Origin of the sequence: Ampullimonas aquatilis, assembly GCF_049675895.1 — a bacterium.
Taxonomy (GTDB): domain Bacteria; phylum Pseudomonadota; class Gammaproteobacteria; order Burkholderiales; family Burkholderiaceae_D; genus Ampullimonas; species Ampullimonas aquatilis.
This window is the reverse complement of the sequence record NZ_CP183834.1, coordinates 2184909-2210918: the sequence shown is the minus strand read 5'-3', so window position 1 is coordinate 2210918 and position 26010 is coordinate 2184909. Positions and strand designations below refer to the sequence as shown.

The window sequence follows — 26010 nt, the reverse complement described above, 5'->3', positions numbered from 1 at the left end:
GCTACCTTGGTATTTTATTCAAATTAGCCCGGCAATATCCGTTTCTAATGATACTGATATTGCTGGCTTTTTATACTTCTCGACTTCCAGCGGCTGGTATTACTCCGGCTTTACCCAATGGAACGCTACCCATAGCAGCCAGTAACTGGATTGGGCGAGGTCAGGCCAGTGCAACGCAAAATGGCAATACGCTGATCGTGAATCAAGCGAGTAATCAAGCTATTCTGAATTGGCAAAGTTTCAATATTTCAAATGACAGTCATGTTAATTTTGTCCAACCTGGCAGTAGTGCTCAGGTACTGAATCGTATCGCAGATCAGAATCCCACAATCATTCAAGGCACATTACAAGCAAACGGACGTGTTTATCTTATTAATCAAAATGGTATTGTGTTTGGTCAGGGTGCTCAGGTCAATGTGGGATCATTGGTTGCATCCTCTCTTGATGTTTCTGATGATATTTTTTTGAATGGCATTCTTACTGCCAAAGATCAGAGTTTGTCAGCTTTCAGTGGTCTTAATGGATTTATTCGTATTGAGCCAGGCGTAAATCTTTCTACGCTTGGTGGCGGTCAGATCTGGATGTTTGCACCTTCCATTGAAAACAATGGGTTGATTCACACACCTGATGGCCAAACATTGCTCGCGGCAGGTAAAAAGATTTATTTGAGCAGCAGCGCTGACCCTGCCATGCGTGGGGTAGCCGTCGAGGTTAGCGCTGGTGGGAGTGTTACCAATCTTGGGCAGGTCTTGGCCGAGCGGGGCAATATTACTTTGGCTGGCCTCGCAGTCAACCAATTAGGTCGACTAAATGCCACTACCACCGTTGCTCGAAATGGTTCAATTTGGCTGCAAGCTCTGGAAAAGCCTAGTGCTGAGACAGGTACATCAAATGCAGGAACAGTTACTTTAGGTGCTGGCAGCATTACAGAGATTCTTCCCGAAATAGCAAGTAAAGATACCAGCACAGCTGCACAAATCTATCTAAAGTCTTTGCTGCAAAGTAGTGGTCACGTGATTAATATGCAAACTGATGCACTGATACACGTACCTAGCGGTGACGTTATTTTTGATAGTACAGGAGCAACCAATAGTAATCGTGCAGCTCGTATTTACATAGACCAAGGGGCGCGTATCGATGTAGCAGGGCTTAACGTTGCAGATCGTCCCATGTCAGAAAACTTTTTGCAGTTACGGTTAACAACCAATGAATTGGCTGACTCGGCATTACAAAAAAGTGGTGTATTACTTGGTAAGACTGTGACAGTTGATGTACGTGAAGGAACCCCCTTAGCGGATATTTCTAGTGCAGTTGCACAGATAGGCCATACGGTAGCGGAAAGAAGTACTGTAGGCGGCACCATCAATATGAAATCGAGCGGTGATGTCATATTGCGTGATGGATCAATTCTCGATGTATCAGGCGGTTCTTTATCATATAAGTCCGGCTGGGGTAATGTTTCACAGTTGCTAACAGCTAATGGTGGAATAGTCGGAATTGGCCAGGCAAGTGCTGACCAGTTATATCTTGGTGTTGCTGGGCAGATGACGGTTACTCATAGCAAATGGGGCGTTACAGAAAGCTTTGTTTCGAATAATTTACGCTTTAATCCTGCTTATACCGAAGGTCGTGATGCAGGAACAATTAGCATTAGTTCAGCAGCGAGTGTCTTGGATGGTTCTCAAGTGGCACATAGAACCATTGGTACTTTTCAACGCAGCATTGGTACAGTGCCGATGGGAGGTAAGCTAGTTCTAAGTCAAACCAGTGATGACATTGATTATAAATCGGCTTTGGAACTGACAGCCAATGCTTCTTTATTAGATAAGGATTTTACTATTGATAGTGCTTTGCCTGATAAGCGCAAAAAATTTTTAACAGTAAACGCTACTCAATTTCAAAAGGAAGGTTTTACTCGGCTTGAGGCTGCCAGTGCGGGCGATATCACTATTAATGCAGACGTTAAACTTGACCTCGGTTTAGGCGGTAGTTTAAACCTTAAGCAGGGAAGCGGATATGTTGGCAATGTACTGCTCGCAGGTCAGATCAGTGCGCCTGGAGGAAGTGTCAATGTAATTAGTTCAGGTAATACGGAACTGGGTGACATAATATTTTCGGGGAAAATTGACGTTGCTGGGTTTTGGACAAATGATAATTCATCCCTTCATCAAAGAACGCTGGCTGAAGTCATAACCGTTGGAGGCAATGTCAATTTGCAGGCTGCCAGAGGCTTGGATATGAAAATGGGTAGTGTGATTGATGTATCTGGTGGTGCATGGAATAACGTAAATAATAAGTTATCAGCAGGCAAAGCGGGAGTAATTACATTAGTTAGTAGCCGAGGAAAAGAGGGTAGTACCAATAATCAAAGTGATGGCGCCATGAACTTGAATGGTAGCCTCTTTGGGTTTGGATTAAGTCAGGGTGCAACGTTATCGCTGAGGTCGGATGGTTTTAACTTTGGTTCAACTTCATCAGTTTTAGTAAAAGATTCATTGTCATCGAGTGACACAAATCTACCAATCAGCTTTTTTAGTCAGGGTGGTTTCAGTACATACAACTTGGTAGCGTGGGATCGACAATCGATATTGCAAGACATTCTTTCACCAGTGTTAAGAAATTGGATATTGCCTGATAACTTTAAATTTATAGCGTCATCTAAGCATTTTTCTGAAATAGCAAATACGCAAGTTTTGCCAGACTACCAACGTCAGGCGGTCAATTTAACACTACCTATATCTACCATTCGTAAAGATGCCGCAATTATTAGTGATAACGGTGGCACGATTACAGTCAATGGTTTCTCTCATCTTTTAGTGGATGGCCTGATTCAGACTCATGGTGGAGTCATCAATTTAAATTTGGCTGGAAAACTACCCGATAGCCAAGACGTGACAGATTTTGATAGTAGCCAAGCATTATGGCTGGGCTCAAATGCTCGTCTTGATACAAGTGGCAAAGCAGTTGTGGCGCTAGATAAACTTGGTCACAGGAACGGGATAGTAAAGGTTGGCGGTAACATTAATCTATCAGCGACGAATAGTTATATTGTGAGTGAGCCTGGTTCAGTCATGGATGTCTCAGGTAGTGGTGCTGCATATCTGGACTTACCTAGACAGACCAATGATGGCACACTGTATACGTCAGCCAAAGTAACGAGTAACGCAGGTAACATCACTTTAAATTCCAATACAGGTATGTTACTGGCAGGTAAGCTGGTAGGCAATGTATCGTCTGTTAATAATCAAGGTGGTACGCTTAATGTTAACTTGCTTCCAGCTTCAGATAACACGCTGACTGCTACTCGCAGTTTGCAATTACAGGATTCATTGGCTGAACTACCGACTGATTTAACCTATGGCATTCCTATAGACAATAATTCTTGGTTAGGTCGCACGACGATTTCAAATAAAAGTATCGAAGCGGGTGGTTTTGATGTGGTTAACCTCAAGAGTTGGGATCAGATACGTTGGAATAATACTAATTCGTTAACTACAAGACGCGCTATTAGCCTAGATACACCGAATTTGATGGCCGAGTCGTCTGCAAATTTGCAGTTGTTTTCTACTTACATCAATCTTGGCAATAGTGATGGGCAACGTCAGACGGCAGTCAATTTGACGAACATTGGTACTGCCAAACTAAATGTGCAAGCTCAGACGATAGATTTGGTTGGAAACGTTAGCACACAGGGAGTTGGTGTGACTGAACTACTTGCATCCGGTGATATTAGATTACAGGGTGTACTTGATTCGACTGTAGAACACAACGCTATTAATACAACTACTAAGAATGCATTAATTGGCTCCTATACCACCGCAGGTAGTCTTTATTTAAAAACGAATCAGGTCACTCCTACCACGCTAAGCCAATTCACATTTAATACGAGTAATGAATCCGGTTTGATATTAAAGGGGAATGGTAATAAAACCACAAGCCCAATGTCAGCGGGTGGATCGTTGATTATCAATGCTCCAAATATCGGTATCGACAGCGTATTAAGTGCGCCATTTGGTAAGATAAATCTAAATGCCACTCATAATTTAACTGTAGAGTCTGGTGGATTGGTTTCTGTTTCTGGCAAAGGGTTACAAGTGCCTTATGGTTATACAGAAACTGAACTCTCATGGTACTACGGACTTGATTCTACTCTGGGAGATACAACGCGTATTGCAATGACGACTCCTGCCTTTAAGGCTATTTCACTGAGTGCCGAAAACGTAAATTTAAAATCAGGTTCAACCATTGATGTTTCTGGCGGTGGTGATTTGATGGCATGGGAATGGCAAAAGGGAGCTGGCGGTTCAACAGATATTCTGGCTAAGCCTGGCACATTTGCAATCGTCCCTTCACTGGGTTCAACATCAGTGCCACGGGATTGGCAAAGCACACAAAATACGACATTAATGACTGGTGACGCGGTCTATCTTAGCGGTGTTGCAGATTTACCTGCCGGTATTTACACCCTTTTACCGGCTCACTATGCATTGTTACCTGGTGCTTATGCCATTAGTCAGGTAAGTAATGGTATGACTGATATCTTGCCTACCCAGAATGTTGTTCGGCCTGATGGCAGTTTATTGATTGCAGGCAAGCGGGTAGTGAGTGGTACATCAATCACAGATGAGCGTTCTTCAGGTTTTATCTTGCAGTCTGGGGCATTGGTACGTCGATTTAGCCAATTCGTAGAGACAAGTGCCAACAACTTTTTTAGTAACGGGCAGCCAATCAATGCTGGGCATGTAAGTCTAGCAGCAACTCAGAGTTTGGTACTTGATGGCAAGTTGGACCTTGATACAGCCGGTGGCATGCGTGGGGATGTGGATATTTCTGCTCCTCAGATAGCAGTCATTTCAACCCAACCTACAAGTACAAAGAGTAATGTATTGCAGCTTAATTCGGATACCTTGAGTAGCTGGAAAGCGCGTAGTCTGCTGCTTGGTGGAACTCGTTCAGAGCTGAATAATGATGGTGAGCAAACTATTAATGTGGGGGCTGACTCAATTACCATTGCAAATGATGTTGCTCATCCACTTCTTGCTCAGGATGTAATCCTGGTAGCAACCGATAATATTTCACTGGCTACAAAATCGGTCATAAAAATTCAAGATTTTGGTAATTCTAATGTTGCTGCTAGCTCACTTGGCATAAATGGATCAGGTACATTTTTGCGCGCCAGTAGTGAAAGCGTGGCAGAAATTAAACGTACTGGAGTCGTTTTACCAACGACTAATGGAACATTGCGCTTGGAACCTGAATCGACAGTGCTTGGCGCTAGTGTTTTGAATATGGATGCAACCTACAATATCACTTTGTCAGAGTCTTCGCAGATAAAATCACCGATATTAAAATTTTCATCTTCTCAAATAAACCTGGGCGCTATATCAAGCGAAATGTCTGGTCTGAATCTGGGAGGGAGCGTATTGGCGGATCTGGGTCATGGTAGCGATTCATTATCACTTAAGGCGTATAAAAGCCTGAATCTATTCGGTGATTTTGATCTTGGCCTGATAAAGATCAATGATAAGCCACTGCTATCCAAGCTCATATTGGATACACCTATCATAGAAAGTCATGGTGGTACCGCGAACTTTAGAGCGCAATCCGTCATGTTTACGAATACTGGTAACGTAGCCAGTAGTGATATTAAATCGGGAGCTGGGGTTTTAAATGTGGAGTCTGGTGGTGATATACAAATTGGTTCTGGACATATTTTATTTCAGGGGCTTGCTAGTACGAATTTAAGTGCAGTTAATGATGTTATTTTTAGTGAGGCTGGTAGTCAGAAAGTATCTGGCGATCTACAGCTAAAAGCAGCAAGAGTGACAGCGAAAAATGGCGCAGATCAATCGCTGCAATCATTGGGTAATGTTGAGATAGATCCTAACAATAATACGGCTGGGGCATTGCAATCGAATCAAAATGGCTTGGGTTCACATCTAAGTATTAGTGGTAGCCATCTTAATAATAATGGACTAATTGATTTAACTGCAGGCAGCTTGGATCTCATCGCAGATAAAGATTTGAACTTTTCTGCAGGATCTGTTACCAGATCTGTGGGTTTTGATAAAGCATTTTTCGATGTTATTGAAAGCGCTCCGGCTGGCACCATTAATTTGATATCGAAGCAGGGTAATGTCAATCTGGCAGCCAATAGCCTGATTGATGTATCAGGTTCAGTAAACGGCGGAGCTGCGGGTACTTTAAATCTGAATACTCCAATGGGTAGTTTATATCTGAATGATCAGGCTAGATTAAAGGGATCAAGTAACGGAACCGGTATTAGCGGAATATTTTCAATTGATTCTGATCAGATAGGTAGCTTGATTACTTTAAATAATGTTTTAAATTCAGGTGGATTTTTGGCGGAACGTAATGTGCGTGCCCGCTCTGGTAATTTAATAATTGGAGCCGATCAAACTTGGCGCGCTAACCGATTAAGTTTCACAGCAGATAAAGGTCAACTTATCGTGGCCGGTCGTATATTGGCTAGTGGGATAGAAGGTGGCCATATTAATTTATGGGCTGGAGATGGATTTCAATTGACGGATGGCGCTAGTCTTCAGGCAATCGGTCAGAATAGCGATAAGGCCACGATCAACATAGGCAATACTAGTAGCACTCATATGATGTCACTAGCTGAAGGTTCAATTATTGATGTTGCTTCGAATGATGAAAAAGGTACTGATGGTACTGTAAATTTGCGGGTTGTTCGTACAGGTTTTGGTATCGAACAAACTGGTGGCACTGAAATAGCCATGGACATGATTGGTAGTCATATTCATGGTGCAAGTACTGTTTCAATTGAGGCCGTGCAAACTTATACCGATATCAAGAGTATAGGTAATACAAATAATACGACGAATCTGACGCAGTCCAAAGTACAGAACGATATCTCTAAGTTCATGTCTGGTGCCGATACAATACTGGAACGGTTAGGTGTAAATGGGCAAAGTGTATTTCATCTTACACCAGGAGTAGAAGTACAAAGTACAGATTCTCTGCTATTGTCATCAGACTGGAACCTCTTTTCGAGTAACCGTATTGGTGGTGAGGCAGGTACACTCACCTTGCGTTCAGCAAGTGATCTTATACTTAATTCAAATCTTAGTGATGGTTTCAGTAACATATCAAATATTGCCACTTTGCAAGGTGGTCCATCCTGGTCATATCGATTAGTCGGTGGTGCCGATCTAAATTCAGCGAACCCATTGAGTGTTGTTACTGGAAACGGTAAGGTACAAATTGCGGCCGGTAAAGTAGTTCGAACGGGTACAGGTTCAATCAAGGTGTCTGCTGGAAGCGATGTGATATTTTCCAGTAACACATCAGCACTCTACACAGCCGGAACTCCCGCAGCATCGCTTGTCAATTTTAAAACACCGAATAACGCTGAATATAGCGAGCATGGCGGTGATCTTGACATTTTTTCACAAGGTAACATCATCGGACTGACTGCCAGTACACAAGATACTAGCAATTGGTTATATCGTTTTGGTACCGGTGCAGGCAGTAGCAGCTGGTGGGTATCGTATAAGGACTTTGCACAAAATATTGGTGTGCTGGGTGGTGGCAATCTGACGCTTAATGCCGGTGGAAATATCCAGGATATTAGCGCTAGTATTGCAACCAATGGTCGTTTGGCTGGTGATGCCGTTGATCCTATCGTACTTGGTGGTGGTAATCTGAAAATCTCAGCAGAAGGAAATATTTCTGGTGGCGTTTTTACTGAAATGAAAGGAAATGCCCAAATCCTATCTAAAAGTACTATATCGACAGGAAGTTTGGGATTGGCTCCAATCCTGGGGCTTGGAAATGGAAGTGTCAGTGTAATAGCAAGCAGAGGCCTGACCTTGGATGGTACCTTTAATCCAACCTTGATGACGCCTGGTAACAATGGTGTTCAGGGGCGTAATAATAGCTATTTTTCTACTTATGCTGATAACAGTGATATTAGTGTAATTTCACTATCAGGTGATGCTACGCTTAATAATAACGCCCTATTGGCATATACGAAATTTAAACATTCTAGTATTGGTCAATCATCTAGTTGGTCGCAGTTTCAAAAACAAGTTTATACATGGTATCCAGGTAAAGTCAGTGCGGTTGCCTTGCAAGGAAATGTTAGTGTTAATAGCCTGACACTTCTGCCTGCCGCTCAGGGTGGTTTGAACTTGCTGGCAGATGGTTCAGTTACTGTGCAAAATACTATAACCGAGTCAGGTATCAATCCGCTTACTGAACTTGCTAGTACACAACATCCGGCTGGTTTGTTTAATTTATTGGCGGACGGTATTACTCCATCAACGCAAAATCTATTACACATAGATGATACAGATCCGATAAGGTTATATGCTGTAAAAGGAAGTGTCGTTGGGCCATCTACTAATCAACTGGGTAATTTTGTGGAGCCAGTTGTTATTCGTGCTGGGCAGGATATTGTCAATGCGGGTGTGACCGCTCAAAACATGAAAAACTCTGACATTAGTGTGTTTGAGGCCGGTCGTGATGTTCTGTTTACCAGTCCGCTAGATCCTTCTGGTGGGTTGGCAACCAATAATTTAGGTGTCACGATTGCTGGCGCGGGCACATTTGAAATCAATGCTGGGCGAAATCTTGATCTTGGTTCATCCACTGGTATTGTCAGTAATGGCAATCTTCAGAATGCAAGTTTACCCGATCAAGGTGCTCGTGTAGTCTTAAGTGTTGGGTTGGGACGAGATGCGACTGGTGCAGTTCGTTTACCAGCGATTCATAATTTTATTGCTACTTATGTGGCCGCAGAGGGTATCCAGGCGAGTAAATATCGGCAAGATTTACAAATGTATATGGCCGATATGGGGCAACCTGGGCTTACCGTTACCGAGGCATTACAGGCTTTTTTTCAATTGACATTGCAGCAGCAATTGCCTTTCTCCGCGAAGGTTTTATATGCCGAATTACAGGCCAGTGGGCGTGCAGAAGCTGTGTCGCACAATACCTCAGACTATCAACGTGGTAACAAAGCAATTTCTGTCCTGTTTCCATCGAGTGATTATAGAGGCGACTTGAGGCTTTATCTGAGTCAAGTGAAGACTCAGCGTGGCGGCGATGTTAACTTATTAGTCCCGGGTGGAGCCGTCAATGAAGGTCTTGCAAATCCGCCATCTGGATTGAGTAAAGTTGCTTCGGAATTGGGTATCGTGACAGTCAAAGGTGGCAATGTGCAGTCACTGGTAGACAAAGATTTTTTGGTTAATCAATCACGTGTATTCACGTTGGCTGGTGGGGATATTCTGATTTGGTCAGAAAATGGCAGTATTGATGCGGGACGTGGAGCGAAAACGACTGCTTATGCACCACTCCCAACGCTTGTAACGAAATCAGATGGTACGGTGGAATATGATAATAGTGCTTCAGCTTCTGGCAGTGGTATTGGCGTATTAGTTACTGATCCGACTATTTCCGCAGGTAATGTGGATCTGATTGCCCCTCGTGGTACTGTCAATGCCGGTGAAGCGGGTATCCGTTCACAAGGTAATCTTTTTATTGCAGCCTTGAATATACGGGGAGCTGACAATATCGCTACACAGGGTCAAGTGGTTGGTGTTCCAGTCACTACGGCACCCGCAGCTGGGTTGACATCACTTCGCAGTAATACTGATGTGGCGAATGCGATGCAATCGACTTTAGATGCTTGGCAAGCAGATGCTGAAAAGCGTAATGGCGCACTTTCAACCTTTACTGTCGAGGTCATTGGCTATGGCCCTTGATCAAAGTGGCAAATTTGCTCTTTTAATATTAGTTTTTCTTTCATACTTATCAACAGCTTTCGCTGATGATAAGGAGAAGTCAAGCAACAACAAAATACAGAAAATATCGGCCAGACAGGTATTTGATTTGCTTGATTTTCAAATCGACGGCAATACACAACTTTCGCAACGTGATCTTGAAAATGCGCTTTATCCATTTTTAGGATCAGAGCGGAGTATGTCGGATATTGATGCAGCAAGAAAATCGCTGGAAAACTTTTATCATGCTGCCGGTTATCTCACAGTCTATGTGGATGTACCACCACAAGAATTAAAGGATGGACGTGTTCGGCTTCAAGTGACAGAAGGGTACATAGAACGCCTAAGAGTTTCAGGCTCACAGTACCATTCTCAGCAAAAAATTATTGAACAAGTGACCGAAGTTCAACCAGGCAAAGTGCCTGATTTCAACTTGATGCAAAAAGAATTGGGGCAGATCAATCTTAATAATGATTTACAGGTCGTGCCAGTATTACGAGAAGGCAAGATTTTAGGTAGCGTCGATGCTGAGTTAAAGGTGCAGGATCAATTACCTTTGCATGGGAGTGTGGAGCTCAGTGACCGATACAGCCAAAATACCCCTCATGCTCGTATTAACAGCGGCATTCACTATGACAATCTTTGGCAGCAAGGACACAGTATAGGGTTGAATTTCACTACCGCACCTGGTCACAGTGACCAAACTACAGTATGGCATGCCAGTTATGTTATGCCCTGGAACGATGCGAGTATTGCTTTATATGCACTTCAATCAGATAGTGCAGCTAGTACTGTAGGTGATATTAGTGTTCTCGGTGTTGGAACAGTTTTTGGCGTACGCTGGAATAGTCATGGTATTAGTCAAGGTAACTGGACCCACACTTTATCCGCTGGACTTGATTACAAATCCTTTGAGCAAACAGTTAACTTAAGTGCCGGTTCATCCACGTCAGGTTATAAAACGCCGATTCATTATCTACCTTGGCAATTACAGTGGCACGCCAGAGGATTAACAGAGGATGGCGTACAGAATAACGTTGGGTTAGCCGCAAATTTTTCATTGCGTGGCTTGGGTAATGATGATTTTCAATTTGAAAACAATCGCTATAAGGCACTGGCGAGCTACCTTTACATTCGAGGAGATCTGGAAACGATTTTCCCAATTGGACATTCCCGTTTGATCTTTCGTGGTGGTAGCCAATGGAGTAGTCAGCCTTTGATTAGTAATGATCAATATGCAATTGGAGGAGCTGAAAGTGTTCGTGGTTATACAGAAGCTGCAAGGATAGGAGATAGAGGTTTGAATGGCTCGTTAGAGTGGCAATCGGCTTCCATTAAGTTGCCTTTATGGTTGATCGGCTCAGGTGGGAGTGATTTACGCTGGCTAGCTTTTTACGACTGGGCCACAGCATCGATTCTTGAGCCTTTACCTTCACAGACTACTCACTTTAGGTTGGCTAGCTTGGGTTTGGGATTCCGTTTGCAGGTTAAACGACATCTGAGTACATTTTTTGATATTGCCAGACCATTATTGCCTGATTCTGATGGACATCAGCAAATCAGATTGCATAGCCGTTTAGTCATGGAGTTTTGAAATGTTATTAAAGTATTGTTTATTTTCGGCCACGTCTTATGCTGAGAAATTGATTAGACAAGGTTTGCTGATTTTGTTTTTTACTTTTATCGTGATGCCAACGGCATTCGCAGATAAGGAAACCCTGGTCGAGCATAAGATAAAAATTGATTTCGAATCAAGTGGATTGAAGTTAAGCGAACCACTAACTGGATTAGTTATACCACTCAGATTACATAGTGGGAATTTTGATTTTTTTGATGTGCGCGATGATGGTAAAGATTTAAGTGTTTTTTCTCAAAATGGGCATGATGAAATCCCAATTCATATCGAAAGATGGGACCCATTAAATGAGTTGGGATTGTTATGGATAAAAATTCCAACATTATCCTCAAAAGATCCACAACTGACACTTGATTTACAGGCAGACCGTCTGAAAACAGATATCCAAGGAGAGGCAGAAAAAATAAACGCTAAAAGTGCAATTTATGATGAACATCATGTGGCAGTGCTTTCATTCGATGGATCTGGGCAACACGACACCAGCATATATCACAATGATATATCCGATATACCCAAGCTTGATCAAGCCGGTATATTGGGAAATGCGGCCGCCTTACAAGAAGCACCAATTGTGTTACCTCATGCTGATGTACTGCAATTGAAAAATGACGGCGCTTTAACTTTGTTTGTTTGGATTAAGCTTTCTGATATAAGTCGACCAGCCATTATTTATGAGCAACGAGCCAAGGATCAGGGATTGCGAGTGGAAATTAAAGATGGTCAATTGCATGTCCATATAGAGGCACATGGGTTACCAATTGATATAGTTGGCGGACAAATACAAGCACAGACTTGGCATCATTTGGGTGTTTCTATCGGTTCAGGACGAGCCGTACTCTATGTTGATGGACAAAGTGTAGCGCAAGCTAAAGCATCATTGCCAGATGTAAATTCCGAAGTTCGATTGGGTACCGGGCTGGTTGGATTAATAGATCAAGTCGAATTATCGGATGAAGTTCGCTCTTCAGACTGGGTTCATGCAACGGTATTGGCTCAGAAACCAGATTCGCGATTGATCACTGTTTTAACAGATGAGGATGCTTCATCAGAGGGACATAACTATTTCAGCATCTTGATTTCAAACCTGACAACTGATGCATGGATCGTCATTGCGTTACTGATGCTAATGCTGATTATTGCCATATTTGTTATGCTGAATAGAGTCTATTTAGTCAAGCGAGTGACACGCGCTAATGCTGATTTTCTTGATTGGTTTCAAAGTGCACTTGATGGACAGAAATTGGCTGAATTAAAACCAAAAGATGTTCGGGAACTAGCTGACAGTACTTTAATGAAGCTATATCAGGTTGGCTTTCGTGAGCTGAGTCGACGTAATTCAGGTAAAACTACCAAATCTGGATTACGTATGGTTTTATCTCCGCAGTCTATTGTGGCAATCAGGGCTTTTGTCGATTCTGAGAAAACGAGACAAACTCATCGATTGAATGCTCGTATGGTATTACTCTCCATTGCTATTTCAGGTGGACCATTTATTGGATTACTGGGTACCGTAATGGGTGTGATGATTACATTTGCTGCTATTGCTGCAGCCGGTGATGTAAATATTAACGCCATTGCACCAGGTATAGCGGCTGCTTTGTTGGCTACAGTGGCTGGCCTGTCAGTGGCCATTCCATCTTTGTTTGCTTATAACTGGCTATCATCAAGAATACAAAATTTAGTTGACGAGATGGATATGTTTGTCGATGAATTTATTCCATGCATCGCTGAAATTTATACCATTTAATAAATGATGATGAAGTCTCGTAGTAAACATATTGCCTATAGTGATATCAATATCACACCAATGCTCGATCTTGCTTATGTATTGTTAGTCATTTTTATCATTCTTACGACTGTTTCAATTCAGGGTGTTCGGATAAATATGCCAGCCAGCACAGCCGCTAACAATCTGGACAGTCATAAGACTCAAGCGATTACTGTTACTCGCGATGGGCAAATATATCTCAATGCAAATCCAGTCACTCTAGAACAATTGGCCAATCAACTGCAGATTCGTAAATCGTTGAATCCTAACTTTCCAGTAGTCTTCAGAGGTGATTCACAGGCATCTTACGCAATAGTGATGGACATTATGGAGGTGCTTAAACATTTAAGCATCACACAAATTGGTTTAGCTACACGCCGACAGAGTTAAAAGTCTATTATTAAAATGCAGATTAAAAATAATTCATCACTTTATGACACGATCAATGTTACGCCAATGCTCGATCTGGCATATGTCTTATTGGTTGTATTCATAATTATGACTACAGCATCCATTCAGGGATTAAATATTAATCTTCCAAAACCTAGTAAAACCACCCAGGTTGAAAAATCCCCTCCTCACGTCATTCAAATGAATGAGAAAGGCCAATTGTTCCTGGATGGAGCAGGAAAGACACGGTTTGAACTTGAGACAGCACTGGTTAATTTACGTGAGCGTGACAGTCAGATTCATGTTTTGATCAAGGGGAATCGTAGTAATCAATATGAGCAAGTAATGATCTTAATAGATCTATGCGATAGGTTGCACGTCAACATGGGCTTGGTTACTGCTCGTATCGGTACTTGAGGTGAATTGTGGAAACTGGTGCGTTGCTGACGGAAGGAGAAAAGAGTGGATTTATCCGTTGGACTTTGCGTATATTGAATATCAGCTGGATTGTCTTGCTTATTGTTGCAGTTTTCCTGGTTATGCGATTTTTTAAAGGTAGTGAACACGCATCCAATACTAGACCTCGGCAATACACAAAAATGACGTTGGAACCTGATCTACCTCATCCTTTACCCAAACTTATTGAGCAACCAAAAAAGGAAACTACGTCTGCTTTGTCTCCTAGTCCAGTCTCTGCGTTGGAAGTACCACAGCTGAAGAGTTCTAATCCAACACCGAATGATGCCCGCCAATTACGCATGGAAGGCGAAGCAGGAACAGATGTTGGTGATATTGCTACAGGGACGATTAGCCAGGAGTATGGAACGCAAATTCTAGGTCTTAACAATGCTGGATCTGGAGGGCGGATGCAATGGGATCTATATGTAAACCGATTGCAGAGACAGCTTCAGGAGCGATTAGGAAAACAGACTGAATTGCGTAGCAGTAATTATGGTTGCATGGTTCGTGTTTGGTTGAGTACAGATGGAAGTATGGAGCGTATAGAGGTTTCAACAACTGATGTGAATAGCCGAAACGAAGGTGTCGTAACAAAATCTACTGATCACTGCAATGACCTAGAGCTAACTCTGCGTAAATTAATGCGAGTAGCGGAGACTCCGCCACTTGGATTACCCCAGCCGGTGGTTATGCGTATTACTAATCTGACATCATCAACCCCTTAGCGATCCTTATGATTATGATGAACAACATTACTATGAATAAAATCCAATTTATCAATATGAAGAGCGTCATCAAAGGGTGCTTCTTTCGATGGATCGGTATGTCAGGATTTTTTATGACGGTGTTCACTATATGTATTCCCGCATTTGCTGACCAACAGAGTGGTGATCAAGGACGAGAACTCGCTATGGCGTTGGTAAATGCTTTAGTAGAGCAGGGATTGCTTTCGAGAGAAAAGGCTGGAGAACTTATGCAGCAAGCCCAAGCTCGTGCATTGTTGCAAAATAAAAAGTCAGAACAACTCATTGATCCTTTATCGCTGAAAATAGCCCCTGCAACATCAATTCCTTCTGTTCCATCTGCACATGTTCAATATGTTCCCGAGATTGTTAAGCAACAGTTGAGAGAAGATATCCGTAATGAAGTAATAGCACAGGCACATAGAGAAGGTTGGGCTACACCGGGTGCCGTACCCGAGTGGGTAGACCATTTTTCGTGGGAGGGAGATATGAGGTTACGCTTTCAGGGTGAGCAGTTCGGTAAAAATAACAGTACCAATATCAAAAATTATCAGGCAATAAATCTGGCCGGAACTGAGGCGATCAATAATCCTTTCCTCTATACCGATGGAGCAGAAAATGTTTCCCCTGAGCGCGACCGACTGATGTTGAGAGCCAGATTAGGAACCAGCATCAATGTCACCAAAGACGTTGATATCAAATTACGTTTGAGTACGAGCATTAATACAGATCCTATTTCTTCAAATCAGACTTTGGGTAGCTACGGTGGGCGGTATCAAATGCAACTGGATCGCGCCTGGATGCATTGGCGGGTAAATGATCATGTTGATTTTTGGGGTGGTCGAATCGCAAATCCATTTCTATCCACAGAGTTGATCTGGGCTCCTGATCTTGGTTTTGATGGAGTGGCTATGCGGTATCAAAAATCATTATCCAATACTGTAGCGCCATATGCTTTGGTAGGGCTGTTTCCATTACAGGAACTAGCAAACTCTAATCATGATAAATGGTTATTTGGAGCACAAGTAGGCAGTGAGTGGACACATGGTGATTCTCATCTACGCTGGGGGCTAGCTTGGTATGGATACCAGAACGTTACTGGTATGCGAAATGATACAGATTTGCATATCAATGATAATAGTGCGCCGACATATTTACAGAAAGGCAATACGCTTTATAACATCAGAGTTTCTAGTACTGATCCAGCGTCGGCTCTTTACGCACTTGCTGGAAATTATCGACTACTTGATATGACGGCAACGGCTGATGTCCCTGTTCAAGGTGGAAAATATGTGTTTCTAAGCGCTGACTGGGTAAGAAATATTGGTTGGAATACAGATGCCGTCAAGGCCCGCAGTGGGTTTAATGTAGATAGCCAAACCACAGGTTATTTTCTTAAATTAGGTTTGGGAGATTTACAGCCATCGAAGCAAGGAGACTGGCAACTCTTTGGTAGCTATCGTTATTTAGGTGCAGATGCGGTGCTTGATGCATTTACAGATACAGAGTTTCATCTGGGCGGAACCAATGCAAAAGGATATATCCTTGGAGGCACTTACGCTGTTAAGGATAATTCATTATTAACATTGCGTTGGTTAAGTAGCGATGAAATTACAGGACCACCGTTGGCAATAGATATATTGCAAGTAGATATGAATTTGAAATTTTGAGGAATTTTCAAAAATTTTTATCTATTTAAACTGACTAGTGATGATTGGATTTTCCGAATCGGAGACGCCCTCCAGTGCTAGCAAGGCCGCAAGAATATATTTGTCTATGTAACGATTACACCAAATAAACGTTTATTTGGTGTATTGAAATTAGCGCTTCTACAATCGTAATTCTCCATTTTTACGGGAAAGAACGTTCATTAATGTGGGCTCAATGTCGGATAGTGTTGTTTTGAATATGGTGGATTGCGTCGATGTCGAAGATGCTTCGTGAATTGTATATGCAGGCAAACTGGCAATGGATGCAACAAGGCTTGAACACCTGGTTAACAATGGATTCATTCCCAATGTGTCCTTGTCAATAAAAGCTAAGGTGGCTTCTTCAGTCATTGACTGTACTTCATGGCCAGACTTGGCTTGTGAATTTTGAATGGTCGAAAGAGTTTCGCCAGAAATAAGATTTTTGGATTTTGGTGATAATGCATGACTAGTTGAACTCAATCCATTCAATAATGCAAGAACGGAAATGGTGATTGCTTTCTTCTTCATATTACCCTCATCTGATTGAATGTTGTCGTCAATAAACTGACAGTGATTCCTGCTGTGCATGTCAGTAATTAGAATGTATTTCACTAATGTGAAATTTATTTGAAGTCGCTGGCTAAAAATATCTTGAGAGAATCTAAATATTTATCAGAAACCTTCTTAAGATAAGGTCTCTGCTTTTTCGCCGCTAAAAAGGATGATGAGATTGAATGAAACCAATCCATTTCTATGAACCCACTACTATTTCAATTTAATGAGAAATTGAGTCGGTATCTTGCTTCTGGTTCAGAGTCTTCTGGAGTCTATTATCGGATGACCTATGCTAGGCAAAGCAGGGATATTCCAACTTCCATGATTGGCGCACTTAATATGTGGCCGTTAAGGTAATGAGCATTGGGCTGAGCAGTCGCCTTGTTAGCTTCAGGGGTTCAGTGCCAAAGTAGCGCGTTAGGCGGGCTTGTGCTGGTAGTCGTGCTGAAGGTATTACTGGGAGGGCGCTTCTGATATGTCCAATAGTTACTTTTAGTTAACGATAACCCTTTTTCCTTCACCATTCGTAGGGGACCCTTTCATGGCAGCATTTTAGGGAAATGCATCCCAAAAGGTATGCCAACTTTGTTACCACAGGGCTAGGATTGGTGTGAGCTTGCTGATAAGAAATGATGTACGGGGGATTTGGGGTGGCTGATGGGACTCGAACCCACGACTACCGGAATCACAATCAAAGATCAATATAATTTAAGATCAGTAATCCTTGCAAGAGTGTCAGACGTAATAAAGAAACGCCTAGAACGCGTCTAGTTATGGATTGGGAAGTCGAAGATTTGATGGCATTAGCTAAGTCGATGGGAGGTAGTTATTATTTAGTCGCTTTGATTGCCGAGTTTGCTTGGCTGACTGGTCAGCGTCGTCAGGACATTTTAAAGCTTCATGCCTCTCAAATTACAGACTCAGGCATTCAGTTCAAGCCCCAAAAAATTAAGCGCGGTGAAATACCAATTACGATTCAAATGGATTGGTCAACCAAACTGCGAGCCTGTGTTGATCAAGTGAAAGCAATTTTGCGCAAAACATCTAGCATGATGGTGTTCTCGAATCAAAGTGGTCACGCCTATACAGACTCTGGATTTAAGGCCATATGGAATCGCTTGCAAGTCGCCTATGCAAAGCAAGGCGGGGAGCGGTTTCACTTCCATGATCTACGCGCGAAGTATGTGACCGATAAAGAAGCGCGAGGTGAAGATTCCACTCTGGGTACAGGGCATAAAAACCGTGCCACAGTTGAAAGAACCTATGATCGAAGGCGAGTTAGGAAAGCTACGCCTGCCGGTTAAATATATTAATTATTCGCGTTTCAACTTCATTAAAGATATAAAGCCTTATATTGTCATGAGGCTGTAACTTTAATTTGATTGAATTAACTGGTGGGCCACTCAAGGAATACTGGCTGCTTAACTTAATTAAAATATTCAATCATGAAACTATCTAAACTGTGCTTTTCGCTACTGCTAGTTTTTCTAAGCTTAATACCTCATTCTGCATTTGCTACTTTGGTGACTCGACTGAATGGGCAAGCTGTCTATGATACGGATATCAATCTTACTTGGTTAGCAAATGCCAATCTTTCAGCAACGAATACTTTTGGGGTATCAGGAATTGATCCACATGGATATATGCACTGGAATACTGCTCAGCAATGGATCGCTGCCATGAACAAAGCAAATTATTTGGGGTTTAATGATTGGAGATTACCGAATTCAAGTGATGCTTGTTTTGAGGTTTATTCTGGATGTGAAAAAAATGAAATGGCTCACTTGAGAAATTCAGAACTATCTACGCCATACTTTCCATTTGATGTGACAAATATAGGTCCATTTATTAATGTACAAGCTACATATATTCCGGGCTCACCCTTCGTGCCTACCTATTGGACGAATATCAGCGTAAGTAATAATCAAGAAGATGCATATTTTTATTATATGTCCTGGGATAATCAATCTCAAAGCGGAAAAAACTACTACTGGAGTTCTGCTTGGGCGGTTCGTGCTGGTGACGTCGCTGCCGTGCCTATTCCTGCACCTGTTGGCCTCATGGTGAGTGGTATTGTTATGCTCGGATTGGCTTCTAAGAAGCGAGTTAGCGAAAACTGACAGTAAGGACTTTTTACATACCTAATCTACGAGTTATTATCGGCAAATTTCAGACTCGTAGAATTTACTCAGCAGAGCATTTTTGAGTTACTCAAGTGAGTAATCGTGGTTAAATTAAGCGATGTAGTTGCTCAAGGCATCTTAAGTTAATGTGGTATTTCCCAAAAAATGGTGAATATCCCAAGATGCTTTTATTGAATCTGGCGTAGAGCCAATATTGATGGGGTGGCTGATGGGACTCGAACCCACGACTACCGGAATCACAATCCGGGACTCTACCAGCTGAGCTACAGCCACCATGAAGAGACGCAATTATACAGAAACTTTGTTCATTTTAAAGAAAAAAGCGATAAAACTCTGCAAATGCATTACTGGCGGGAGAGGGTCTTTCATAAAATTAGACTAACTAATTGATTATGAACAAAATAGTTTTGTTGTTTTTATAAAGTACCCCCAATAATACCCCCTGAAAAACTTTGGTAGGGGTATCTATAGTTTATCTGGGCGTGGTTACTGCTCGGTACAAATGGCTTCTAAAAATGTTACCCCTGTTTGACTTAAGTTGATGAGCCGCGACTAAAGCCATTGTATTGATTTATTATGTGGCTTACTTAATCAATTTTTATTCCACAAGTCAAAAATATGGCACTCATCAAATGCAAAGAATGTGGCTCAGCAATTAGCAACAAGGCAGTTTCATGCCCTCAATGTGGCGCAAAAAGACCTAAAAAGACCTAAAAAGACCAGCCTAATTACCTGGTTTTTTACCGTTATTTTTGGGATCGCCATAATCAATGGATTTATTGGAATGAATAGAAGCGAAGTGGCCACCCCACCCAGCGTAGCTGTTGATAATCGTCCAACTGCGCCAACGCTATCAAGTGCGCCTAAAGCTGGCTCGAGTAATTCGTCAGACGCACAGATACCACTCCTTGCTTTCACTAAGGACATATCCTTTAAGGAAGCGGAGAACACCCCAGAAGTTAAAAAACTAAGAAAAGAAGTCGACGATATAGGGCAATCCGTTTTCTATTTCGACAAAAGTACACCAAAAAATCTCGGGCAAAACAATTTCTCAATCTATCTTTCACGTTCTGCAGATGGCAAGCCTCATATAAGGCTAAAAATGATTTACCACGCTGAGAGTTGGTTATTTATTGAAAAGGTGACAATAACAGTGAGATTTGGGAGTGGTCAGATGATGCGATTACTTTTATAGAACTTGACGCAATTGAAGAAATTGCCAAATCAAAAGTTGCAAAAATTCGCTACGAAGGCAGCAAATATCAAGATGACAGAGTAATCACTCCGCAAGAAAAGGTAGCCATTAAAAATGTACTCGCGGCCTTTCAAGCGTGGGGAGGAAAAATATAATTAGGTGGATGCCATAGGGTTGATTGTCGTTGCGACTTTCGCGTTGAGTTGGACGACTAGACTTGTAGTAATCTTGTAGTTGTTAGATCAATATATTGAAGTGATCTCGATGTTCTTCATGCCTAAGTCTTGGGGTAATCTTGGGGTGCTTTGAGTAAAAGAGACTTGCCCCAATCTTGCCCCAATCTTGCCGTAATCTTGCCGTAATCTTGCCGTGATCAAGCAGCTCTTTTGCCATTCTATTGATGCTTGTCGGCTTCATTTCCGTGGATACCAAGTGGATACCATATCTTTGGATACCGCCTTTTCCGTGGTAACCGAGTTGGTAACCGAGCTCTTGGTAACCAGTTCGTTAGTGTGCGTTTTGCGCTAACTTCCTTGCTAACCAGCGTCGTGCTAACCAAGATAGCTTATATTAGACACCTTCAAATTACCTATCCCCCAGGTTATACAGCCTGATCTGTAACACAAGTATTTCCTGAAACAATCCCATAAACATATCAAAAATATACCTCCTGATTGAATAAATCACCTCAGGGGGCGTGGTACCTGGTAAAGCTAAGTTCTTGTTGTGCTCCATAAAAATTAGCTTCATCTCATGGCAAACCCTTTCTATAAGCTCATCTGATGCGTTATAGCTACGAAAGAGAACACGCAATTCAGCTTCCAACTTACTCCATTCCCTGACTTCACTGGATGGGAACTGCAAAATTTTGTTGTCCATATATCACCGCAATTCAAAGTTACGATTCAATGACTTGATCACATTTTTAATTTCATTTTTGTGCATCATAAAAAAGTCCTGTCCTACGTGCTGGCCTTTAAAAACCACCTCTCTCGGGGCGGAATTAGCACCACCACCTCCCGCCAGATTACGAATGGTGTCGGCGTGCTCGGCGGGCAGGACCATCTCTTTTTGGTGAAGCTGGGTGATTGGGTTCATGCCTGCTGGGATGTCGTAACCGCCCTCTGCGGAGAAGCTGGCAAATGCCATCGTGCCCGCATACGCAACTGCCGCCGCTGGTGGCGCCAAGGCAGGGCCAATCACTGGAATACCGACCACCGCCTGATAAGCCGCTGCGCCGGCTGCCATTGCATTGGTGTGAATCTGCTGCAGGGCAACCGATTTGCCGGTAAGAATCATTTCAGCGCCGGCCCGAGTAAATCCGCTCACCGTTTTGGCGATCATGTTGTCTACTGAGCTAAGTACCGATGCGCCCATGCCACGGAAAAAACCGCCAATCGTGAGCGTGCCTTGTAATGCACTGCGGGTAATGCCCTGCATGCCACTTTGAAAGTCTTGAAAGAACTCTGCAAATGGGTTGACCTTTTGTATCTGGGTGGCCAGATTGAGCCGCTTGATCTGATAATCCTGCTCGACCTTCAACAATTCTTCTTTGAGCTTCTTCAACTCAAGCGCGTTATATTCCGGGTCTTTCTCCAGCACTGCCTGGCGCTGTTGCAACCCTTGCAGTTTGATGTTGTAAAGGTCTTGTTCGTAGGTCTGCTGCTGGGCAAGCAACTCCTGTTTGCTGATCTTGCCCAGATCATATTCAGATTGCGCCTGAGCCTGGGCATAGGCAATTTTGCCGACCGCTGTCATCTGCTCAATTTTCAAATCTTCAGCCGCCAGATCACGAGTGCGAATAGCTGCTTCTTTGCGGATCTGAATCTGCAAATTGGCAACCGTTTTTTCAATCTTCACACGGTCATTGCCGACCAGTTGCGCGTTGCTGAGAATGCCTTCCCAATATGCGACCTCTTCCTGTTTACTCATGCCGTGAATGGCATCGCGCTCACTGGCTAACAGCTTTTCCTGTTCGAGCACGGCATCGTAGTAGGCCATGAAGGTTTTTGGACCTTCTTTTTCGTGCGCGGCTTTCTCTTTTTTGGTTTTGCCGCCGACTGTGGGGGCTGTGCCAGTGCCGCCAGATGACCCGCCACCAGACGAAGAGGCGGAGACGTATTTTTCTGGGTGCATGATTTTGTCAATCAGCATCACCGCATCACTTGCAGCAGTCTGCATGCTGGACTTCCAATCATTGCCGATGGTTGCAGCCATTGAAAAATCACCATGAGCTAACGCATACATCTGAGCAGCAGCTGCACCAATCGTTTCGCCTACTACCTTAAATACGGTCGCCAGACCAACACCGCCGACAGCCAACCCCTTAACAACGGTGGTTGCAGCATCTGCAGCAGTCTGAAATAACGTTGTTTTTTCTTTTGCAGCCAGCATCGCATCAGCAACACCCTGCAGCGTTGGCAGCATCTTGTCAGCCAAAATGGCACCGAACGACTTAGAAATCAGGTTCATATGCTCAAGCGTGTCATTGAACTGATCTGACTTATTGGTAAGGTCTGTTGTGACGCCTGAATATTGTTTGTAATAATCAATGTTTTGGCGCATCTTCTCGCCGCCATCATCCAGCACTGGAATCAGGTTAGCACCAGCCCGCCCAAAGATGACCATCGCCAACGCGGCTTTTTCAGGGCCATCCTTGTATGACGCAAACTTGTCCGCAAGATCGGCCATGACTTCATCAGCGCCGCGTGCATGACCGCTGGCATCTTTGATGGACACACCCATTTTGTCAAAGGCTTCCTTGGCTTCGCCGGTGCCATTCATGGCGGCAACAATGTTTTTGCTGAGTTTGTTAGCAGCAAACGACATGGTTTCCAGATCACCGCCAGCCTGCTCCGCTGCAAAGCCCATACCGCCCAATGTCTCGGCGCTAATGCCGGTCTTTTGGGATAAGTCATGCAGGTTGTCGGCTGCGTCGATGGCATCTCCCACCAAACGAACAAAGGCATGAATGCTCAATGCCGCCGCTATATCTTTCATCACGCCACGGACAGAGCTGCTCATGGCCTCCATGGATCTTTGAATACCCTCCGTGCTGCTGGCAAAAGAATCGCGCATATCGTTTGACGATTCAGCGACCTGTCTTGTCATGGTCGTGATGGCTTGAGTATTAGCCCTCATTTCACTGGCCAACCTTGCAAAATCATCACGCATGCTTTGCGCCGCTTGCCGAACGTCAGCAGCGCCCTTGTCCATGCCCGGCTTAAGCGCGCCCGTGTCAGCAATAATACTGACCTTCAATTCGTTGTCATTGCTCATTTAAATTCCTTTCAAAGTTGGTAGGTATTGCTCACACCGATGCAACACATCAGCCGGTGGCCTGGTCCGGTAAACCTGGCAGCCTTGCCCACGCCAGTGAGAACATTCTGCGCAGGCGGCGCGGTCGTCTCCAGTTCTGTCACGAGTTACCAGTTGCTCGCACAGTTCATCAAGCCTGGCTGACACCACGCCCCGCTTAGTGAACAGATAAAACCTCGAGATGAAGAGACTACATTCAGTCTCGGTCCATGCCTCGCTATAGGGCGTGGGGTTGATCGTTGATTCGTTGGCGGGTTGCTGACTTAAATAAATCAAAATTTCAGCTTTATGCCGTTGTAGTTCGGGCTTTAATTGCGCCAGGATGTCAGGGTTGCCATTGGCCTTGAGCTTGTCTCCCTCAGCGCGAAGTTCTATCCCCGCGCTTTGGCATTGTTGAATGATTGATGCGACTGTCATACCTCAATCTCCTTTCTTTCTGGCTCGTTTCCGGTTTTTGCCGTAACACTGTCACAATCCAGTATTGGTGCGGGTTGGCGTGTTACTTCAGCTATTTCTGTTACCGTAACGTTTTTTTCATCTGTAACAGGAAAAAGCCCGTCGTTATTGGCTTCCAGGCTATTGTTACCTTGTGACGGCAAATCTCGGGGTACGCTAAGAAGATAACGAGCAAAGGCATCATCAAACTGTTCTCGCTCAAACCCTTTGGCCGTTTCATAACTATTGATGCGAATGGTTTTTGAGGTAATCCCGTAGTCCTGTAATTTCTTTGATAACTGACGGGGGGTTAATGGCTTACCTCGATTCCAGGTCCCCCACGAACGTTCATCATCCGCACACAACAGGCTAATCAGCTCGGCGGTACTCATCTTGTTACCCAACTTGCCTGACCATATTTCATAAATATCTTGGAGTAATTCATTGGCACTACTTACCGGCGTTTGGATTGATCCTGAGAGCTTGAGCGCGCTCTGTATGGCGGTATCTGGCCAATGATCACCTGCCACATAGGCAACCTGTAATAACGGCTCTAGATTGTCCTGCTCACGATCACCCAACTGATCGGGCAAATCAGGTCGCACTGATCCCACTTGCTGCAGATAGTCTTGAGCAAAGCGCGCCAGCTTGGCGGCCAAGGTTTCAAATAGACCGGCCTCAGCCCTGCGTAAACGATCTACGCGTTCATCCTGCTTTTTGCGTCGAAGCTCAAACACAATAGCGCGACTGGTCACTGTTTCAGCCAAATTGATCGCATTGATCCCTGCGAGTGCTTTCATGCCCCAGACGGTGAAACGCTTAGGGACAAAATCATCACCTTGCGGAACACTACGCCAAACATATGCGCTATCACGGGTATGGCCTGCATTAATGAGTCCCATCAGCTCTAAGTTGTCCTGCAGGACGGTTTCGATCTCGTCCACAAACAGGGTAGGCTGATACGCTTCAATCATTCTGAATAACACGCTCGGGCTGATCCCACTGGCTTGCGCAGTACGGGGTGCCAGCTTGGCTAGCACGGTTAATAACTGCGTCTTACCGCAAGCTCGGGTCGGCGCGTTAATCAAGGCAATTGGCGCGCATTGAATCACATCCAGAAACCAGCAAGCACTGACCCAAAGGGCGGCCATCTGGGCTTGATGTTTCTCCAGCACAATGAACCGCTGAATCGTCCGTGTGATTTCATCGAGCAAGGCAGCAGGCTGGATTGGATCAGGCCAAGGGGCGATCGTTGGGAATGGTGAATCGTCCTGCTTACTGGATGATTGAGAGCGTCGGGCTATTACATCTGCATCCAATGTTGAGACTCTAATACCCAATCGTTTAGCCTCGGCATCCCGAACCTTGTCATATTCAATATGGGATAACAAAGCCAGGCGACATAGGGTTTCATCATCACTTGCGGGCGTGGCTACAGATAAGGTATCGAGTACCTTTTCAGCCTGGGCATCTAAAAATGATTGTGTGTCGGATAGGCTCATTTCGACACCCCCGCATAATCAAGGGCAGCTTGAATCCGCGACACAGCCAGCGTTAGCCGATTCCGATCTATCTGGCTGAATGGCTGGCCTGCGAGTAGTGCCGTGCCTGCCATCATGACGACCAATGCTTCAAATCCTACTGCCTTGAGGATGTCGGCTGCAGGAAATGGCCGTCGCTCCGGTTTGAGATGGTCTTGAGCGTTTTCAGGGTAAAGGTCGGTGAACTCTAGCCCAATCGCAGATAACACCTCGGTAGCTCCGCAACCCGCAAAGCAGTGGACGAGGACGCGGCCATCGTCCAGTTCTTTGACTGATAGGCTGGGATGCTTATCCCCGTGACTGGGGCAACGTGCAAGCCATCGGTGCTTTCCTGAAGGCTTAACGCCCTCTAGCAAATTCAGTAT

Annotated in this window: 16 protein-coding genes and 1 tRNA gene; 11 read left to right on the top strand and 6 right to left on the bottom strand. The window is 43.9% G+C overall.

Annotated features, from left to right (window positions below):
* Positions 1 to 47 precede the first annotated feature (47 nt).
* Genes ACMYR3_RS10205 through ACMYR3_RS10175 form a run of 7 tightly spaced genes read left to right on the top strand, consistent with a single transcriptional unit; the run spans position 48 to position 16436 of the window.
* Positions 48 to 9752: a filamentous haemagglutinin family protein gene (locus ACMYR3_RS10205; protein WP_424191851.1), complete on the top strand. Its 9705-nt coding sequence runs from the start codon at positions 48 to 50 to the stop codon at positions 9750 to 9752.
* Positions 9742 to 11364 (top strand): ShlB/FhaC/HecB family hemolysin secretion/activation protein, encoded by a 1623-nt coding sequence (locus ACMYR3_RS10200; protein WP_424191850.1) that lies wholly within the window; start codon positions 9742 to 9744, stop codon positions 11362 to 11364. Before ACMYR3_RS10205 ends, ACMYR3_RS10200 begins: the two co-directional genes overlap by 11 nt.
* Before the next feature lies 1 nt (position 11365).
* Positions 11366 to 13153 carry a MotA/TolQ/ExbB proton channel family protein gene (locus ACMYR3_RS10195; protein ID WP_424191849.1) on the top strand — a complete coding sequence of 596 codons (1788 nt, stop codon included), beginning with the start codon at positions 11366 to 11368 and terminating at the stop codon, positions 13151 to 13153.
* A 3-nt stretch (positions 13154 to 13156) separates the two neighbouring features.
* Positions 13157 to 13564 (top strand): ExbD/TolR family protein, encoded by a 408-nt coding sequence (locus ACMYR3_RS10190; RefSeq protein ID WP_424191848.1) that lies wholly within the window; start codon positions 13157 to 13159, stop codon positions 13562 to 13564.
* 15 nt (positions 13565 to 13579) lie between these two features.
* On the top strand, positions 13580 to 13981 hold the full coding sequence (locus tag ACMYR3_RS10185) for an ExbD/TolR family protein (RefSeq protein WP_424191847.1): 402 nt from the start codon (positions 13580 to 13582) through the stop codon (positions 13979 to 13981).
* 8 nt (positions 13982 to 13989) lie between these two features.
* Complete coding sequence (locus tag ACMYR3_RS10180) at positions 13990 to 14748, top strand: hypothetical protein (protein WP_424191846.1); 759 nt, start codon at positions 13990 to 13992, stop codon at positions 14746 to 14748.
* A gap of 14 nt (positions 14749 to 14762) precedes the next feature.
* Entirely contained in the window at positions 14763 to 16436 is a 1674-nt protein-coding gene (locus ACMYR3_RS10175) for a putative porin (RefSeq protein WP_424191845.1), read from the top strand.
* Positions 16437 to 16595: 159 nt separating this feature from the next.
* Here the strand turns inward: ACMYR3_RS10175 and ACMYR3_RS10170 are convergent, their stop codons facing one another.
* Positions 16596 to 16985: a hypothetical protein gene (locus tag ACMYR3_RS10170; protein WP_424191844.1), complete on the bottom strand. Its 390-nt coding sequence runs from the start codon at positions 16983 to 16985 to the stop codon at positions 16596 to 16598.
* A gap of 800 nt (positions 16986 to 17785) precedes the next feature.
* Between ACMYR3_RS10170 and ACMYR3_RS10165 the strand changes: the two genes are divergently transcribed.
* Together ACMYR3_RS10165 and ACMYR3_RS10160 are read left to right on the top strand one after the other, a co-directional pair.
* Entirely contained in the window at positions 17786 to 18316 is a 531-nt protein-coding gene (locus tag ACMYR3_RS10165) for a tyrosine-type recombinase/integrase (protein ID WP_424191843.1), read from the top strand.
* A gap of 141 nt (positions 18317 to 18457) precedes the next feature.
* Positions 18458 to 19132 (top strand): DUF1566 domain-containing protein, encoded by a 675-nt coding sequence (locus ACMYR3_RS10160; protein ID WP_424191842.1) that lies wholly within the window; start codon positions 18458 to 18460, stop codon positions 19130 to 19132.
* Positions 19133 to 19353: 221 nt separating this feature from the next.
* On the opposite strand, the gene ACMYR3_RS10155 is transcribed toward ACMYR3_RS10160, so the two are convergent.
* Positions 19354 to 19429 (bottom strand) — tRNA-His (locus ACMYR3_RS10155).
* Between the two features lie 345 nt (positions 19430 to 19774).
* On the opposite strand from ACMYR3_RS10155, the gene ACMYR3_RS10150 reads away from it, so the two are divergent.
* Positions 19775 to 19870, top strand: a complete 96-nt coding sequence (locus tag ACMYR3_RS10150) for a zinc-ribbon domain-containing protein (RefSeq protein WP_424191841.1) — start codon at positions 19775 to 19777, stop codon at positions 19868 to 19870.
* On the top strand, positions 19842 to 20351 hold the full coding sequence (locus ACMYR3_RS10145) for a hypothetical protein (RefSeq protein WP_424191840.1): 510 nt from the start codon (positions 19842 to 19844) through the stop codon (positions 20349 to 20351). Before ACMYR3_RS10150 ends, ACMYR3_RS10145 begins: the two co-directional genes overlap by 29 nt.
* An 882-nt stretch (positions 20352 to 21233) precedes the next feature.
* Here the strand turns inward: ACMYR3_RS10145 and ACMYR3_RS10140 are convergent.
* The 4 genes from ACMYR3_RS10140 to ACMYR3_RS10125 are packed head-to-tail and all read right to left on the bottom strand — an operon-like array spanning position 21234 to position 25854.
* The gene (locus tag ACMYR3_RS10140; RefSeq protein WP_424191839.1) at positions 21234 to 23630 is read right to left on the bottom strand and encodes a phage tail tape measure protein; all 2397 of its coding nucleotides are present in this window, start codon (positions 23628 to 23630) and stop codon (positions 21234 to 21236) included.
* Positions 23631 to 24086, bottom strand: coding sequence for a hypothetical protein (locus ACMYR3_RS10135; protein WP_424191838.1), 456 nt, complete (start codon positions 24084 to 24086; stop codon positions 23631 to 23633).
* The gene (locus ACMYR3_RS10130) at positions 24083 to 25606 is read right to left on the bottom strand and encodes a DUF3631 domain-containing protein (RefSeq protein WP_424191837.1); all 1524 of its coding nucleotides are present in this window, start codon (positions 25604 to 25606) and stop codon (positions 24083 to 24085) included. The genes ACMYR3_RS10135 and ACMYR3_RS10130 overlap by 4 nt, the downstream gene beginning before the upstream one ends.
* On the bottom strand, positions 25603 to 25854 hold the full coding sequence (locus tag ACMYR3_RS10125) for a hypothetical protein (protein WP_424191836.1): 252 nt from the start codon (positions 25852 to 25854) through the stop codon (positions 25603 to 25605). The genes ACMYR3_RS10130 and ACMYR3_RS10125 overlap by 4 nt, the downstream gene beginning before the upstream one ends.
* Positions 25855 to 26010: the final 156 nt, after the last annotated feature.